17 protein-coding genes are annotated in these 16,083 nt (G+C 69.4%); 7 read left to right on the plus strand and 10 right to left on the minus strand.

Annotation, left to right across the window (positions count from 1 at the left end):
• Positions 1-356 precede the first annotated feature (356 nt).
• Together EZ313_RS20150 and EZ313_RS20155 are read left to right on the plus strand one after the other, a co-directional pair.
• The gene (locus EZ313_RS20150) at positions 357-2,483 is read left to right on the plus strand and encodes an AAA family ATPase (protein ID WP_135265100.1); all 2,127 of its coding nucleotides are present in this window, start codon (positions 357-359) and stop codon (positions 2,481-2,483) included.
• Between the two features lie 231 nt (positions 2,484-2,714).
• Positions 2,715-3,116, plus strand: a complete 402-nt coding sequence (locus tag EZ313_RS20155; protein ID WP_167772676.1) for a response regulator — start codon at positions 2,715-2,717, stop codon at positions 3,114-3,116.
• Positions 3,117-3,155: 39 nt separating this feature from the next.
• Here the strand turns inward: EZ313_RS20155 and EZ313_RS23375 are convergent, their stop codons facing one another.
• Positions 3,156-3,335, minus strand: a complete 180-nt coding sequence (locus EZ313_RS23375; RefSeq protein WP_167772677.1) for a DUF3606 domain-containing protein — start codon at positions 3,333-3,335, stop codon at positions 3,156-3,158.
• A gap of 240 nt (positions 3,336-3,575) precedes the next feature.
• Between EZ313_RS23375 and EZ313_RS20165 the strand changes: the two genes are divergently transcribed.
• A complete protein-coding gene (locus EZ313_RS20165) occupies positions 3,576-3,857 on the plus strand; it encodes a hypothetical protein (RefSeq protein WP_055896204.1) in 282 nt (93 codons plus the stop codon).
• A 48-nt stretch (positions 3,858-3,905) separates the two neighbouring features.
• On the plus strand, positions 3,906-6,215 hold the full coding sequence (locus EZ313_RS20170; RefSeq protein ID WP_135265103.1) for a DUF3482 domain-containing protein: 2,310 nt from the start codon (positions 3,906-3,908) through the stop codon (positions 6,213-6,215).
• A gap of 33 nt (positions 6,216-6,248) precedes the next feature.
• On the opposite strand, the gene EZ313_RS20175 is transcribed toward EZ313_RS20170, so the two are convergent.
• Together EZ313_RS20175 and EZ313_RS20180 are read right to left on the minus strand one after the other, a co-directional pair.
• Positions 6,249-6,434 (minus strand): CsbD family protein, encoded by a 186-nt coding sequence (locus tag EZ313_RS20175; protein WP_135265104.1) that lies wholly within the window; start codon positions 6,432-6,434, stop codon positions 6,249-6,251.
• A gap of 125 nt (positions 6,435-6,559) precedes the next feature.
• Positions 6,560-7,387 carry an alpha/beta fold hydrolase gene (locus EZ313_RS20180; RefSeq protein ID WP_135265105.1) on the minus strand — a complete coding sequence of 276 codons (828 nt, stop codon included), beginning with the start codon at positions 7,385-7,387 and terminating at the stop codon, positions 6,560-6,562.
• Positions 7,388-7,496: 109 nt separating this feature from the next.
• Between EZ313_RS20180 and EZ313_RS20185 the strand changes: the two genes are divergently transcribed.
• Entirely contained in the window at positions 7,497-7,838 is a 342-nt protein-coding gene (locus EZ313_RS20185) for a hypothetical protein (RefSeq protein WP_135265106.1), read from the plus strand.
• 74 nt (positions 7,839-7,912) lie between these two features.
• On the opposite strand, the gene EZ313_RS20190 is transcribed toward EZ313_RS20185, so the two are convergent.
• The 6 genes from EZ313_RS20190 to EZ313_RS20210 form a co-directional block, all read right to left on the minus strand.
• Positions 7,913-9,091: a hypothetical protein gene (locus EZ313_RS20190; protein ID WP_135265107.1), complete on the minus strand. Its 1,179-nt coding sequence runs from the start codon at positions 9,089-9,091 to the stop codon at positions 7,913-7,915.
• A gap of 32 nt (positions 9,092-9,123) precedes the next feature.
• Positions 9,124-9,933: a ferritin-like domain-containing protein gene (locus EZ313_RS20195; protein WP_135265108.1), complete on the minus strand. Its 810-nt coding sequence runs from the start codon at positions 9,931-9,933 to the stop codon at positions 9,124-9,126.
• Positions 9,934-10,079: 146 nt separating this feature from the next.
• Positions 10,080-12,338 (minus strand): ATP-dependent DNA helicase, encoded by a 2,259-nt coding sequence (locus EZ313_RS20200; protein ID WP_135265109.1) that lies wholly within the window; start codon positions 12,336-12,338, stop codon positions 10,080-10,082.
• A 147-nt stretch (positions 12,339-12,485) separates the two neighbouring features.
• A complete protein-coding gene (locus tag EZ313_RS20205) occupies positions 12,486-12,731 on the minus strand; it encodes a DUF6139 family protein (protein WP_135265110.1) in 246 nt (81 codons plus the stop codon).
• Positions 12,732-12,748: 17 nt separating this feature from the next.
• Positions 12,749-12,922 (minus strand): hypothetical protein, encoded by a 174-nt coding sequence (locus EZ313_RS23380; RefSeq protein WP_167772678.1) that lies wholly within the window; start codon positions 12,920-12,922, stop codon positions 12,749-12,751.
• Positions 12,923-13,026: 104 nt separating this feature from the next.
• Positions 13,027-13,482, minus strand: coding sequence for a hypothetical protein (locus tag EZ313_RS20210; RefSeq protein WP_135265111.1), 456 nt, complete (start codon positions 13,480-13,482; stop codon positions 13,027-13,029).
• Positions 13,483-13,588: 106 nt separating this feature from the next.
• On the opposite strand from EZ313_RS20210, the gene EZ313_RS20215 reads away from it, so the two are divergent.
• A complete protein-coding gene (locus EZ313_RS20215) occupies positions 13,589-13,813 on the plus strand; it encodes a hypothetical protein (RefSeq protein ID WP_135265112.1) in 225 nt (74 codons plus the stop codon).
• A gap of 101 nt (positions 13,814-13,914) precedes the next feature.
• Positions 13,915-15,039 carry a patatin-like phospholipase family protein gene (locus EZ313_RS20220; RefSeq protein ID WP_135265113.1) on the plus strand — a complete coding sequence of 375 codons (1,125 nt, stop codon included), beginning with the start codon at positions 13,915-13,917 and terminating at the stop codon, positions 15,037-15,039.
• 4 nt (positions 15,040-15,043) lie between these two features.
• Here EZ313_RS20220 and EZ313_RS20225 read toward each other — a convergent pair whose 3' ends face one another.
• The gene (locus tag EZ313_RS20225) at positions 15,044-16,057 is read right to left on the minus strand and encodes a tetratricopeptide repeat protein (RefSeq protein ID WP_135265114.1); all 1,014 of its coding nucleotides are present in this window, start codon (positions 16,055-16,057) and stop codon (positions 15,044-15,046) included.
• Positions 16,058-16,083: the final 26 nt, after the last annotated feature.

The following is a 16,083-nucleotide window of genomic DNA, read 5'->3' on the forward strand; positions in this document are numbered from 1 at the left end:
GTAACAGGCCGCGAGCGGAGCACGGTCTCAATAAAAAGTCCCCCGCTCCTTGCGGAGGGGGGACTGAAGCAGCCGGGGGAAGAAACTTGAAAAAAAACCCGGCCACCTGCTTGGAGCCGGATCGCACCGTCCGGTTCCTCCTGCCGGGCTTCCGGAGCAATCCGCGCGCGCATTCGCCCCGCCGAACTCTGCCGTAACCGCGGTGCCTACGATGGCCCGCCGATACTGTCCAGTTCGTGCTCAACCGCTCGCGTGAACAACATCACGAGGACCCCTCGAGATCGGCTTTACATGTCCCTTTCGCTCGCGCGAAAAGGCGGCCGTCTGTAGGATTCCACTGACAAGAGAGGACCTGCATGTCTGATTTATCCGTCGGTTCCAGCCCCACCCACGAGTTCGGCAAGGACGAGCAACCCAACGGCGGCCTCTGGCTGTCGATCAAGAAGGCCGCTTCGCGGTTTTCCGACTGGTTCGTCATCCAGAGCTCCGCCGTCAAGTTCCTGGTCATCGCCGTCGCGCTGATGATCCCGGCCACCGGCGTCTATTCGTTCGTGCTGTGGCAAAAGCAGGCCGCCGTGGCCGAGCAGGTGCGCGCCATGGCCAGCGCCGATGGCATCGCCGCCTTCGACGAAACGCAGCCCGTCGTCTTCGGCACCGGCTCGGTGCTGGGCTTCCTGCAGAACAACCAGGTGGACCGCATCACCGTGATCTACAAGCCGCTGATGTGGAACGTCTCCGAGCGCTTCGTGCTCGTCTCCTCGGGTGGCAAGCAGTACGCCTACTACCCGTCGGACATGGAAACCAAGATCTTCGCGGACAAGGCGGTGTCGGCCCCGTGGAGCGGCAAGCTCTCGTTCGTGCCGCGCTCGGACCTGAACGCGTCCAGCCTGCAGATCCTGGACCGCCTGGACCAGGGCTTCGCCAACGCCCGTCCGCAGTCCGAGAAGGACGCGTGGAAGGCCGGCGTCTCCGGCGTGCTGTCGGCCGCGCTCACCCTGGGCCTGCTGGGCTTCCTGGCCTTCCAGCTGCGGGGCCAGTTCAAGTCGCTCAAGTTCATCGAGCCTTCCCAGGTCAACGGATCGCTCCTGGACCTGGTGGGCATGGATGACATCAAGTCCGAAGTCGCCCAGATCAAGGACCAGTACAGCCGCCGTGCGGAGTACGCCGAGTACGGCATCAACAAGCCGTTCAACGTGATGTTCAGCGGCCCCGCGGGCACCGGCAAGACCAAGCTCGCCAGCTACCTGGCCAAGGAGCTGAACCTGCCGATCCTGTTCCACTCGGCCGTGAACCTGGAGACGGGCTACGTGGGCGGCGGCGCCAATACCCTGAGCCGCATCGTGGCGATGGCCAAGCGCCGCAAGCGCTGCATCGTGTTCCTGGACGAGGCGCAGGACCTGTTCATGAAGCGCGGCGGCCACCGCAAGTTCGACGACGACACGCAGAACATGCTGCTGGCGGTGCTGGACGGCGTGCGCACCAAGAACGACGCCGAGATCATCTGGATCGTGGCCTCCAACTTCAACAGCGAGCAGATGCAGATGGACGAAGCCATGCTGCGCCGCTTCCAGATGAAGGTGGACTTCCGCCTGCCCAACCGCGAGGAGCGGCTGGCGATCATCCAGCACTACCTCTCGCAGCGCGCCGACAAGGTGCTGCCGGAGATGGACCTGCGCCACCTGGTGGAGATCACCGAAGGCCGCAGCCCGGCCGACCTCGAGACCATCGTCAACCAGGCGGGCATCACGGCCGTGCAGGCCGGCATCATGATCGGCGCCGACACGCTGATGCAGGCGGCCGAGCGGGTGCTGGTGGGCAACGTCAACACCAACACCACGAAGGAGCGCGAGCGCGACCGCCGCATCATCGCGATCCACGAATGGGGCCACTTCCTGGTCGACTTCGAGCACGAGCGCAAGAAGGCCGGCGGCAACTGGGACGCGATCCTGGCCGAGATGAAGACCATCAAGATCTCGCTCAAGGCCAACCCGCGCAACAACGCGCTGGGCTTCGTGTTCCACAAGCAGGGCGCCAACCTGCTCAAGACCAAGTCCGACATCGAGCACGACGTTCGCGTGCTGCTGGGCGGCATGGCCAACGAGGAGCTGTTCTTCGGCGAGGAAGGCACCACCAACGGCGCGCACAACGACATTACCCGTGTCACCAAGCTGCTGCACCACGCCGTGGGCGAGATGGGCATGTACCGCAAGACGCGGCTGAACTTCGGCGCGCTGGCCAACGACGGCCACGGCAGCAAGTCGCTGGACGAGGAGACGCGCTCGATCATGGAAGCCCAGAGCGAGCGCCTGTACGGCGAGACCAAGACCGCCCTGGCGCGCATGAAGCCGCTGACCGAGCACCTGGCCGGCAAGCTGATGGACGCCGGCGAGATGAGCCTGCGCGAAGCCCTGCACGAGATCCGCAGCTTCGAGGCCGCCTGCTACACCTTCAACTCCAAGGTGGGCCTGCAGCCGGCCGCCTGAGCGGCTCCGCTTCAAGACAAAGGGCCGCAGCGAGCGGCCCTTTTTCTTGCCCGCTCCCGCACACTGCCGTGATAGTGTTGGCATGCAAACGATCCGCGTTGGGGCGATGGCTCTAGCAAGGCCGTCTTTACGTGTTTCCGGAGTGCTGTAGAGCTTGCCCGCGTGGCATCATCCCCGCCGTTTCCCATGCGCAATAACTTCGATTCCCTCGCTCTTACTCCTCCCCCTGCAATGGGCACGGCCGACGGCAGCGCCCCCCGCCGCGTGCTGGTCGTGGAGGACAACCCGGACGGCCTGGAAACCCTGGTGGCACTGCTCGAGATGCTCGGCCATGAAGTGGCCGGCGCCGCGGATGGCGAGCAGGCCATCCAGCAGGCCGCCGCTTTCCGCCCACAGGTGGTGCTGCTCGACCTGGGCCTTCCCGTGATGGACGGCTACGAGGTCGCCCGCACGCTGCGCCAGGACCTTCGTTTCGACGACGTGTTCATCGCAGCCCTCACCGGATGGGGCGCCGAAGGCGATCGCCGCCGCACCGCCGATGCCGGTTTCGATGCGCACCTCACCAAGCCGGTGGAACTGCCGGCGCTGGAAGCGGTGCTGGCCCGCAGCGGCCAGCGCTGCGCGCAGGGCTGACAGGCCAACGCTCGCCGGATCTCAGCGAGGCTGCCGGATTCAACGAGCCTGCCGCAGGAAGCGCCGCACGTTATCCGGATCGGCCCCGATCGATTCCACGGCATGCTGCAGCTCCTGCTCGCTGCATCCGAGCCATTGCGACCAGTTGCGGCGTTCCCACTCGTGTTCGAGGCTGATGAGATCTTCTTCCGCCGCGTGACGACCCTTGTCTTCCGACATCGCTGTACTCCTTCGATGTGGGATCGAAGGTAGCTCGCGGAGCGATCGCGGTGGTATCGGCGGCCGCCGCCGCGAGCGTTCCGCGCCGGCAGGCGCGGCTGTAGGAACGGGGCCGTTCCGCGTGCGGGCGGACATCCGGAACGCGCGAAGAGGCGTGATGACCTTCACGGTTGCAGTCGGTGGCGTGATGTTTCAACGGCGTTGCACCTGCGCCCGCGCGTGCTGCCTAGCATGGATTTCATGCGCTACACCCGTGAAGAGTACGCCAACATGCAGGCCGTGCAGCGCCGCGTGGCGCGGGCCGAAGCCGATTACGCGAGATTTCGCGCAGCCTACCTGGAGATCGCGCAGACACAGCCGGACCACGAGGTCGCGCTGGCCATGATCGGCGCCGACATGAACCGGGCCCATGCCTACCTGCAGGCGCTGATCGGCCTGCCGCCCACGCCGTTCGAAAAGCAGCCCAGCGTGGTGGTGATGCGCGAGGCCCGGCGCCTCGCCGAAGAAAAAGGCAAGCACTAGGCGCCGTGCGGCCCCGGTGCCCGTCCATGCCTTCCTAGAATCGAAGGCTTGCACGACCCTGCCGCTTCCACCGAACTGATCGACGCCACCGAGGCGCAGGCGCGCCGCCTGGTGCTGGCGCAGGCGCTGGAGGCAGGCGATCCCGAAGGCAGGCTGGTCGGCCGGCTCGAGCGGGAGCAGGTCGAGCGCGATTCGCTGGCGGCCACCGGCGACCCGGCGCGCGGCGAGCCACTCGATGCCAAGGCCTACCTGCTCGCCCGGGCCGACCGGCTGCTGGGCCTGTTGTCGCACCGGCAGCCCGCGTTGGCGGCCTTGCAGCATCCGCCCGCGTGGCAGACCTGGGTCGCCTGGGGACTGCCGCTGCTCGCCCTCGTCGCCGGCGCGCTGGTCGAGCGCATCGACAATCCCAAGCAGGTCAATCTGCTGTCGCCGCCGCTGCTCGCTTTCCTGTTCTGGAACCTGGCGGTTTATCTCCTGCTGTTCGTCTTCGCAGTGCGCCCTCCATCAGCGGACTCGCGCCTGCGGCTTTCGTGGGCGCGCCGCGCGCGCAGCCTCGGCGGACGCGCAGCGACGGGGCTGCGCGGTCAGGTGGCCGGACATTTCCAGCAGGCCTGGTGGCAGGCCGCCGGCGCGCTGGAAGGGCACCGGTGGCGCCGCATCCTGCACGTCTCGGCGGCGGCCTGGGGCGTCGGTGTGGCGCTCTCCATCGTGCTGGGCGGGCTGGTGCGCGAATACCGCATCGGATGGGAGAGCACGCTGCTGGACCTGCCGCAGGTGCACGCCTTCCTGAGCGCGCTGTTCGCGCCGGTGGTGGCGCTCACGCCGCTGCAGCCGTTCAGCATGGACGAACTGGCGCGCCTGCACTTTGGCACCGGCGAGGGCGTCGGGCGCGAGGAGGCGCGGCGCTGGGTGTTCCTCTACCTGGCCCTGCTCGGGTTGGTCGTGGTCGTGCCGCGGCTGCTGCTCGCCGCGTTCGCGTGGTGGCGCGAACGCCGGCTGGCCCGCGCGCTCACGCTCGACCTCGGCGATCCCTCCTTCCAGCCCGTGCTGGGCCGCGTGCGCCCGGCCCGGGTCGGCCTGTTGCTCGTGCACGCGGGCCGCGGCGAGCTGGCGGCCATCGAACAGGCCCTGCGGCAAGCGGGTGGCGTGCCGCCGCCCGAAGATCCGCGCGAAATCTGGACGGTGCTGTCGACGCCCCGCGGCGACGCGCTGCAATGCGGCGTGCACACGACGATCGCCGGCGGTGCGACTGCACCGGCCACCAAACCCTCCTTCTGGGCCCGCCTGCTCGCGCCGCGCAGCGAGTTCGCCGAGCGGCGCTCGCCCGCCGCCGATGTCGTGCTGCTGGCCGCCGACCTGCCTCTGGCCGAACCGGCGCTGGCCGCCTGCCGCGAGCCCGGCCTGCCCGTGCTGTGGCTGCTGGGGCAGGGCGCCGAGGGCGAAGCCTCCGCCACCATGCGCCGCGCGGGCCTGACCGGCGAAGTGCTGCCGGTCTCGTCGCTGCCCACCTGGCGCGAGGACCAGCGCCTGCAGGCGGCCATCGCGCGCCAGCTGCCGCCGTACAAGGCGCCGGGCATGGAGCGCCTGCGCGATGCGTGGCAGCAGCGCGCGCAGCTGCGCTTGAGCGAATCGATGCGCGTTCTCGCCACCGAACTGCTGCAGGCCGCGCGCGAGGCGCACCAGCTCGCGGCCGAACCGGTCGGCGTGCGCCAGCTGGTCGTGCGTGGCGAGCGCGAGGCGCAGCAGGGCGCGCAGCAGCTCGCAGCGGCGGCCATCGTGACGAGGCTGCGCGAGCGCCAGGCGGCCAACGATGCGCGGCTGCTGTCGCTGCATTCGCTCGATGGCGTGCTGCCCGCCACCGGCTGGCAGCCGGTGCTGCCACAGCGGTTCGACGTGCAGCAGGCGGTCCACGAGCCGCAGGCAGGGCTCGCGGGCGCGGCCAGCGGCGCCGCGATGGGTGCGGCCGTGGACCTGATGACGGGCGGCCTCACGCTCGGCGCGGCCGCCGCCATCGGCGCGCTTGTTGGCGGCGGTGCCGGCCTGGTCGGCGCGGTGTTGAAGAACCGGCGCACGGAACCGGGCCGCACGAGCGTGGCGCTCGGGGACGAGATGATGCTGGCGCTGGTGCAATCGGCGCTGGTGCGCTACCTGGCCGTGGCGCACGAGCGCCGCGGCGCCGCGGACACGCAGCGCTGGGCGTCGTTGGCCGAAGAGGCCGTCGCGGAAGAATCCGCCGCGCTACGCCAGCTGTGGGCGCAAGCGCGCGCGGAACCGGAGGGACCGGCCGAAGCGAGGCTCACGGAACTCCTGCAGCGGCTCGCGCAGCAGGTGCTGTCGCAGCTGCACGGGCCGGTCTGAGGGAGCATTCCCGCCCTGGCGGGAATGACCGAATTACGGCTTGCGGATGATCTTGTCGACGCCGTCCTTGACGTCGCCGACCTTCTTCTGGACCTTGCCTTCCTGTTCCTTCGCGTGGCCGCGCGCTTCCTGGTCACGGTTGCCCGTCATGCGGCCGACCTTTTCCTGGGCTTCGCCCATGCCCTGCTTCGCCTTGCCCTTGACTTGATCCTGTTTCATGGAGGACTCCTTGTGTCGCTGTTGCGGTGGAGTCACCTTAGGAAGCCGCGAAGGTCTTGCATGCAAGAGCACGGCCAAGCTTCGCGTCCGCTCTCGCTGACACGGCCCGTCGCGGGGGACGAAGTTCAGGCGCGTGACTCGACCGTCTCGCGCAGCCACGCGGCGGCGGCGTCGGCCGATGCCATCGACGCGCCCAGGTGGTCCGCTCGTGGTTCGTAAAGCCGGTTGGCGGGATGGGGCGGCAGGCCTTCCCAGAGCTCGCGCTTGACCTTGCGCAGGTTGGCCAGGTCCTTGGTCGGGACCACGAGGAACACGGGCGTGCCGGGCCGCAATCGCCCCCACACCGCGCGCCAGTTCATGACGCCCGCGGGGTCGTACCAGGAGACGTAGGCCGCCGGCGTCGCGTTCGGCAGTTCGTAGCGCTCATCGCCGACGACTGCCGCGTCGTAGAGCAGCGTGCGATCCTGGCCGCGCCCTCGCGCGATCAGCTCGCGGGCGCGCGCGAGCTGGTCGTCCACCTTCTTCATGTCGGAGCCGCCATTGGGTGCGATCGACACCAGCGCGTCGACCGGCGTGCGGCCGGCCATGTGCGCTGCGAAGAAGCCGCCGATGCTGAAGCCCGCCAGCACCAGCCGCTCGGCGCCGGCGCGCCGCAGCTTGTCCAGCTCGCCCGACACGATGGCTTCCGCTGTGGCCACGTCGCGGCTGAACGCGGCCGGCCCGCCATAGGGAAGGTCGGGCGTGCTGACGGTCCAGCCCTCGCGGCGCCAGCGCGCCGCGAGCGGCTCCATGCTCTCGCCGGTCGCGCCGATGCCGTGCAGCAGCACGATGCCCACGCGTGCCGGGCGGCCGGATCTGGGCGGCGCGGGCTGCGCGGCGGCCCGCCCGAAGAGCGTCGACAACAGCAGCGCCGCCAGGCCCCGGCGCGGGGTGCTCACCTCATGTTGGTTCATGCGTGCATTCTTCCGCAGCCCGGCCGGTCCGTGTGCGCGCGGGTACAGGGATTGCCGCGACTGCTGGCGCGTTCCAAAGCGCTCCACCATCCAACTCAGGAGATTGCATATGACTTCGAAGAAATACGCCCGCGTTCCCGCATTGCTGGGCCTGTGCCTGGCCGCGGCCCTGGTGACCGCCTGCGCCAACCGCAGCGGCACGGCCATGGGCGGCAGCAGCGGCAGCTCGATGGGCAGCAGCAGCTCGATGGGCAGCAGCTCCTCGTCGCCGACCGGCTCGACCCGCACGCAAACGCCGACCGGCGCCAGCGGCAGCATGAACCAGAGCACGACCACGCCCAATCCGACCGGTGCGGCCGGCGGCAGCGGTACGCAAGGCGGCAGCGGCGCGGCATCGGGCGCCAGCACCAGCGGCCCGAGCGGTGGTGGCAGCGGCACCGGCACGCGCTGATCTCCCAGGCGGCAGCTCTTGCCGTCAGAACGCCCGGCCGCGGATGCCGCCGGGCGTTTTTCCCGGCCTGCTGATCAGGTCGGCAGGCCTTCGACCTGCTCGCGCATGAGCTCCGTCCCGGGCATCCACGAATAGGTCGCCGCCACGGCTTCCGACGGCGAGCCGCCGGCATTGACCGCCTTGCGGTACTCCAGCGACGACTTGCCTTCCTGCGATTCGTCGACGAATTCGGTGCCGCGCTTGCGCAGCTGCGTCTCCGTCTCGACCACCTTGCGCACGAACCCGCGCTGGCTGCGGTATTCGATGAAGGGCGGCAGCTTGCCGTCGCCCAGCAGTTCGGCGGGATCGCGGCCCTCGACTTCCTCGAACAGCCGCATCGCCGCCTGCAGGTGGCCCAGCTCGTAGTCCAGGAACTGTTCCCACAGCGCCTTGATGCGCGGGTTGGTTTCCTGCTGCGCGCAGCCCGCGTAGTTCCAGACCTCGCAGGCCTCTGACAGCAGCAGCTTCTCCAGCACCGACTCGTTCGGGTTGAGCATGGAGCCGTAGTGCGTGATGTGCTGCGACTCGACGCTGGCGATCTCGGCATAGAGCTGGCGCGCCATCGGGTCCGCGAACATCGGTCCGATGTTCATGTAGTAGTCGTGCGTCTGGTACTCGCCGCCGGTGAGCGTGAGCGCGTGCAGCTTGGTGGCCAGTGCCGCGTCGGCCGGGTAGGGCTCCACCAGCTCGTGCTCGGGCGCGCGGTGGTGGAAGAGCGTCGCCCGCGCGGGCACGATGTCCGTGTAGCCCTGCGTGATGTTGTTCGCGTCCTTGCCCTCCAGCCGGTCCAGCAGCGCGGTGTAGCGGTAGAGGTGGTCGAAGTCCTCCAGCAGCCCGAAGCGGTAGGCCTGCGCCAGGTACGGATCGGGCTCCAGTTGCGCGACCGAGGCCGTGACCTCGATGGCGGTCTGCTCGTAGCCGATGGTGGTCTCGATCGGCGAATGGTCGGGGCCGAGCAGCCAGTTGATCGTGGTGGCCTGGTGCTGCTCGACGCGCATCAGCTCGGCGAGTTGCAGGCGCGCCTGCCCATTGCAGCGCAGCGCTATCTGCTTGGTGCGCACGGCGTCGAGCTCCACGCCGTTCATCAGGATGATGCGCACTCGCGTGAAGGCGTCGTCGTCGAGCTTGCTGATCGGCTTGCCGACCATGTCCTTCCAGCTCATGCGCTGGCGCTGCAGCGGCATGCCTTTGTCATTCAGGAGATTGATCGCCATGGTGTTCTGCTCCTTGATCGTTTGTTCGTCGTTCAGACCGCAGGAGTGCCGGCGCCCTCGGTCACGAGGGTCGTGAGCCAGCCCTTGACGGTGACCAGGTGCTCCTGCTCCTGCGCAAGCGCGCCGAGGAAACGCCCGGCCAGTTCCCCTTCGCCGGCCTGCTCGGCCAGCTGGATCAGCAGCTCCCAGCCGGCGTTGTCGGTCAGCTCCGCGGTGAGGATCGTGTTGAGGCACTGGGCCAGCGTCGTGCGCGGATCGGTCAGCACCTGCATCAGTCCCATCGAGGCCGTGGCGGTCACGTCGGCGCAGGGCGTTTGCGCGGTCGGGTCGCCGCCCATTTGCGTCATGGCTGCGCACAGCAGCTGGAAGTGGGCCAGTTCCTCGGAGCGGATGCGCTGCAGCGTCTGGGTGGGGGCTTCGCCCTCGACCGGCGCGAGCACGGCCAGGCCCTGGGCCTCGGCGACTTCCTGCACCTCGCCCGCGGGCGGCAGCACGTCACCTGAGCGGCTCGCCGCTTCGTACTTGGCCAAAAGAGCTTCATACAGCCGCACGCCGCCGCGCTCGAAGGCGATGCGTTCGCCGATCTTGTCCATCAGCATCGAAGGGTTCGCGCCCTTGAGCCGAGCCATGCCGGACTTCACCATGCCGTCCATGCCCAGCGACGGCGGGATCGAGCCGACGGTTTCGGACTCGTCGATGTAGAGCAGGCGCTCGGCTTCCATCGCGCCGGTGTCGATGGGGACGGGGGGCATCAATTCGTTGACGGCGTCGGTCATCGCCTGCGTGCCCTCGGGCGAGGCGGTGGCGCCGGTCCTGTTCTGGCCGGGAACGGTGGCTTGCATGGAGGCTTCCTTTGGGTTGTGGTCGACAAAGGCGCCATCTTTGTTGTCGCGTCGGGAAGTCTCTGTAGGACGTCGGCGCGCTGAAGGGCTCGATGCGTCTGAAGTGCGGAGTGCTGAGCCAAGCCTGGTGCACCCCGAACGACAGATCAGGCCTGGACGGCCTGCACCTCCCACCACGAAGGCAACAACGCCCGAACCTCCGGCTTCGCAAACCGGTCGTCGATCAGCACGACCACGCCTCGATCCTCCCGCGTCCGGATCACGCGCCCCGCCGCCTGCACGACCTTGCGGATCCCCGGATACAGGTACGCATAGTCGTATCCCGCCCCGAACGCCCGTCCCATTCGTCGCCGCATCTCCTCGTTGACAGGATTCACCTGCGGCAGACCCAGCGTCGCGATGAAAGCCCCAACGAGCCGATCCCCGGGAAGGTCGATCCCTTCGCCGAACGAGCCACCCAACACCGCGAACCCGATCGCGCGCCCACCCGCGACGAAGCGGTCCAGGAACTCGCGCCGCTGCGCCTCGGGCATCGCGGGCGACTGCTCGAAGACCGGCAACTCCGGGTTCGTCTCGCGCAAGAGCGCTGCCACCCGCCGCATGTAGTCGAAGCTGCTGAAGAACGCGAGGTAGTTGCCCGGCTGCCCGGCGTAATGCTGCGCGATGAGCCCCGCGATCGGCTCGATGGAACGATCGCGATCCTGCCAGCGCGTCGAGATGCTGCGCACCAGCCGCACGGACAACTGCTCGGACGTGAACGGCGACGCTACGTCGCACGAGGCGGTGTCCTCGGGCAGGCCGAGCGTGTCGCGATAGAAGCCGAAAGGATTGAGCGTGGCCGAGAACAGGATCGCCGCATGGGCGTCGCGCACGCGCGGGCCGAGGAAGGGCGCCGGGATCAGGTTGCGGATGCAGGGCAGGGCCTGCGGGCCGCGCGGACCGGCGCGCAGGGTGACGTCGAACACCGAGTGCTCGCCGAAAGTCTCCGCCAGACGCAGCATGCCGAGCGAGTCGAACCAGAACTGCTGCAGCTGGGGCGCGGGCTCGTGCGGTGCTTCCGCCAGGTGGTCGGCGATCGTGGCGGCGGTGTGCTGCAAGGCCGCGAACCAGTCCTGTGGCAAGGTCTCGTAGCTCGCGTAGTCCGTCGACTGGGAAGCAGCGAGGTCGTGCCAGGCCTTGGCCAGCCGCCCCATCGAGCGCCTCACGCCCGGCGGCGCCGTGCGGCGAACGGCGTGGAGCGCCGCCGGATCCATCTGCGCCGAATACATCTCGCGGCCGCGGTCGGGCAGGTTGTGCGCCTCGTCCACCAGCAGCGCGGCGCGCCAGCCGTGCTCCTGCGCCAGCGCATGCAGCAGCGCGGACCCGTCGAAGAAGTAGTTGTAGTCGCCCACGACCACGTCGGACCAGCGCGCCACTTCCTGCGAGAGGTAATAGGGGCAGACCTGGTGCGCCAGCGCCGTCTCGCGAAGGCTCTCGCGATCCATCCGGCCACGCTCCAGCGCCGCGGCGCGCGCGCCCGACAGCCGGTCGTAGAAGCCCTTCGCGAGCGGGCAGGAGTCGCCGTGGCAGGCGTTGTCCGGATGCTCGCAGGCCTTGTCGCGCGCCGTGAGTTCGAGCACGCGCAGCGGCGTGCCCGGCGCGGCGATGCGGTCCAGCGCGTCCAGCGCGAGCTGGCGGCCGGGCGTCTTGGCCGCGAGGAAGAACACCTTGTCCAGCCGGCGGCCCGGCATCGCCTTGAGCACCGGGAACAGCGTGCCCACGGTCTTGCCGATTCCGGTCGGGGCCTGGGCGAGCAGGCATCGCCCGCGCGCGGCGGCGCGGTAGGCCGCCTCCGCCAGGTCGCGCTGTCCTTCACGGAAGTCCGGATGCGGGAAGGCAAGGGTGGTCATCGCGGCGTCACGGCGCTCGCGGTGCGCCAGTTCCTGGTCGGCCCAGGCGAGAAAGCTCGTGCACTGCGCTTCGAAGAAGGCGCGCAGCTCGGCCCGGGTGTGGACCGCTTCCAGCACCGTCTCCTTCTGCGATCCGATGTCGAAATAGACCAGCGCGACCACCAGCGACTCGATGCCGCGCGCCTCGCACAGCAGCGAGCCGTAGACGCGCGCCTGCGCCCAGTGCAGGTGGCGGTGGTTGGCCGGTTGCCGCGAAAGGGCGCCGCGGTGGGTCTTGATCTCCTCCAGCCGGTTGCGCGCCGGGTCGTAGCCGTCGGCGCGGCCGCGCACGCGCAGCCGCCCGAACTCGCCTTCCAGCGTCACCTCGCGCTCGTAGCCCGCGCCGCGGCGGGAGGTCACCGCCGCATGGCCGGCGAGGCCTTCGAGCGCCGTCGGAGCCGGCGTGAAACGCAAGTCGAGGTCGCCGGCCTTGGCGGTGAACTCGCACAGCGTGCGGACCGGGACGGTGTACTGCATGCCCGGATTGTCGCCGCCCGCGCCGCGGCGCTTCAGCGGCTCCTGCAACCTCGAAGCCGCACACCCCTGCGCGCGTGCGCTCCTTCCCGCACGCGAGCGGATCGATGTCCTGCGCGGGACTTGGCCCGCGGGCACCCCGCAGGGCGCTCAGCCGCCCGCTGCGACCTGGTGGTAGACGCTGGTGATCGCGTAGCCTTTCTCGCGGATCTGCTTGGCGGCCTCGTCAATGCCGTAGTCCGGCAGCTGCGGCGCCTCGACGTCGATCTCGACGTTGTTGGCGACGACGTGCCAGTCGACGTTGATGGCTTCCTGCGGGATCTCCTGGCCAGCCGGCACGGCAATGAAGGAGAGCTTGTGCTGCGGCTCGGGCCGGCGGTAGATATCCACTTTCATCGGGTCGCTCCTTGAGGTCATCCGCCCTGGTGCGGGCGCTTGCCGGGATGCTTCTTGTTGCGGGTGGAAACGCCGCGCTCCTGGCTGACCTTCTGGCCGACCGATTTCTTGCGCGGCGGGGTGTATTCCGCCGAGGCCTTCGGTGCGGGGCTGCGCTGCCGGTCGGCTTCGGTGATGATCTTTCGGCCCATCGTTCGACTGCTCCTGTGTGCCTGCAAGGGCCGCATTGCGCCACGACAGGAGCCGTGCGCGCGTAGGCCGTGTCTTGCAATCGATGTCAGCCGCTGCTGCCGTGTCATGGGCAGTGCACGGTCGCGCCTGAGGTGACGCAGGCGCCGCGAGGTCCGATGAGCAACGGTCCTGCACGGTTGAGGCGGGTGCCGTTGCTGTCCCAGCAGCCGCCGAGGTCGCACGAAGTCACGACAGGTGGCGGCTGGAACACAGGCGGCGCCGGGGGCGCCGGATTGGACGGCTGGGCCGGCTCGGCAGTGATCACCGGAGGCGGCACGACGATGGGCTCCCGCGCCACCGGAGACGGCCGGCGCGCGTCGCCGCTGCCGCCGAGGCAGTCCCGGGTGGCCTGCTGGCGCAGGGCTTCGACCTGCGCGGCAGAGCCTTGTCGGCGCGCACTGTCCAGCGCCGAGAGGCTGGCGCCGCAGGCATCGGACTTCAGCGGGTCGGCCGCCGCGGCGTGCAGCGGGAGCAGGGCGGCGGCAAGGCCGAGCCAGGTCACGCACCGTCGGAACTGCATGCCGAATTGGAGGAGTCCGCCGCAGCAAAGTTCTGCCGTGGCGTTCCTACATCGCATGCAGGCGATACCTACCCGCCCCCGGTTGTGTTGCGGCGATGATCGGGCCATGTCCTTTCCCGAAATGCCGACCCGTCCCAGCCACCGCGATGGTCCGCCGCAGGCCGACACGACCTCGTCCGTGCCCGCGAAACCGGATCACGGCGAGAACAGTGCGAGCACGATCATCGAGGCGCCGCTGAAGGGGCGGCGCAACCGGCTCGACCCGCACGATTTTCCCGATGGCGGCGGCAGCGGCGGTGCGGAGAGATTCCGCCGCAGCCTGGTGAAGTGATTTGACGCGAAGAGGGCGTGGCCGCGAAGCGGCCATGAGCGCGTCACCGATCGTGCGCATGCTGCGAGCTCATTGCGCACGCTTATTGCTCCGGATTTTCCATGACTACAACAATCAACCTGGCCTTGCAGGGGGGCGGGTCGCACGGGGCCTTCACCTGGGGGGTTCTCGATGCGCTGCTCGAAGACGGACGCCTTTCGTTCGAGGGGATCAGCGGCACCAGCGCCGGCGCGATGAATGCGGTGGCAATGGTGACGGGCTGGGCCACCGCACGCCGCGCGAAGCGTGACCCGCGGGAGGCGGCTCGCGAGAGCCTGGCGGGCTTCTGGGACGAGGTGGCGGCGCTCGGCGCGGCGGGCTCGGTGCACAAGAAGCTGTTCGCCAGCCTGTGGTCCGGGCCGCTGGGCGCCTGGGGATTCCTGTCGCCGCAGCCGATGTCGCCCTACCAGTTCAATCCGCTGGACCTCAATCCGCTGCGCACGTTGCTGGAACGGCGGGTGGATTTCGAGGCGATCCGCCGTGATCCCGCGCACCGCGTGTACGTCGCCGCGACGCACGTGGCCACCGGGCGCGCGGCGATCTTCCACGGCCGCGCACTCACGGTGGAAGCCGTCATGGCCTCGGCGTGCCTTCCGCAGCTGTTCCAGGCCTCGCTGATCGACGGCGAGGCCTACTGGGACGGCGGCTTCTCGGCCAACCCGGCGCTCACGCCGCTGGTGATGCAATCGCGCGCCCGCGATGCGCTGATCGTGCAGATCAATCCGCTGATGCGGCCGGGCACGCCCCGGGCCGCGGGCGAGATCCTGGACCGGGTGACGGAGCTTTCCTTCAATGCCAGCCTGCTCACGCAGGTGAGGCTCGCGCATGCGTTCAACCGGCTGGTCGAAAACGGCGCGCAGCTGGCCGAGGGCCGCGGGCCGATGCGCCTGCACCGGGTGGAGGGCTGGAAGGCGATGGAAGACCTGCCAAGATCGAGCCGCGCCAGCGCCGATCCGGTGCTGATCCGCAATCTCTTCCTCGCCGGGCGCGATTCGGCCGCGGCCTGGCTGGAGCGCCGCTTCGGCGACATCGGCCAGCGCAGCACGATCGACGTGGAGAAGGAGTACGGCGACGACACCTGGCTGAAGGTGGCGCCGCCGCGCGAGCCCGCGGTGCGGCGCCTGCCGGGCGCTTCGTCGGTGCAGCGGCTGCTGCGGTACGTGTTCAAGCACCGCAGCAAGCGCTAGGCGCTCACGCCGCGGCGATGCGCTGCTGCCAGTAGGCGGTGAGCGCGGTGGCCGCCTTCGTCATGTGCCGCTCGTTCAGCAGGTGACGCGCCAATGCGGCCTGGCCCGATCGCACCGCGGAATCCAGCAACGTGAGCGTGAGCACGTCGCGCTGGGCGTGGCTGCCGCCGAAGCCGTGCGCGCGGTCGCGCACGTGCAGCAGGCCTTCCGCCGCGGACGCGAAGTCTTCTCGTGCGTACGCGGTCAGTGCACGCGCGAGCGGCAGGCCGATCTCCGAAGCCATCCGCCGGTTGGACGAACCGCAGGACTCCGGCATGGCCATGCACGCCAGCAGGCTGTCGCGCGAATTCGCGAACTGCTCGCCATCGCCCGCGCCGATGTGCGCGAGCAGCGAATGCACGTCGTTGAAGGCGTAGAACCCCGCGGCCGGGCCGCGGTCGTGCCAGAAGGAGCGCAGGCGCTCGAAGCGCTCGGTGACGTCCATCCCCAGCAGCTTGAGGCGCCAGAGGATCGCGGTGCCGTCCACGCGTTGCAATGCCATGTCGGTCGCCGGCGCGAGATGCTGGTCATACACCGACAGGGCGGCGGCCGTGTCCATTCGTTCGAGGTGGAACAGGGCGGCATGGAACCAGTTGTGGAAGGCGAAGCCGTTGTCGGCGGCCCAGTCGCCGGCGCGCCCCGAGAGCCAGCGCGTGCCGTCCTCGTGGCGGCCCAGCATCTCGAACACGTGGGTCACCGCGTGGATCGCCCAGGGATCGCGCCGGTTCACCTCCAGCGCGGCGCGTCCCGTGTCCTCGGCCTGTCCATAGTGGCCCGACTCCTCGAGCCCGAACGCATGCATGCCCAGCACGTAGCCGTAGAGCGGCAGGTCGGGCGACCAGTGCGGCAGCACCCGTTCCGGGCGGCGGCGCAGGTTGAGCGCGTCGCCGCGATAGAAGTCGAACAGGTGCGCGAAGAGCAGCGCGGCGACGTCACGGGGATGGTCGACGACGATGCGCTCCCAGGTCTCGCACGCCATTTCCCAGTCGCCCTGCGCGGCGGCGC

The sequence above is a fragment of the Ramlibacter henchirensis genome (genome assembly GCF_004682015.1).
In the GTDB taxonomy this organism is placed as follows: Bacteria; Pseudomonadota; Gammaproteobacteria; order Burkholderiales; family Burkholderiaceae_C; genus Ramlibacter; species Ramlibacter henchirensis.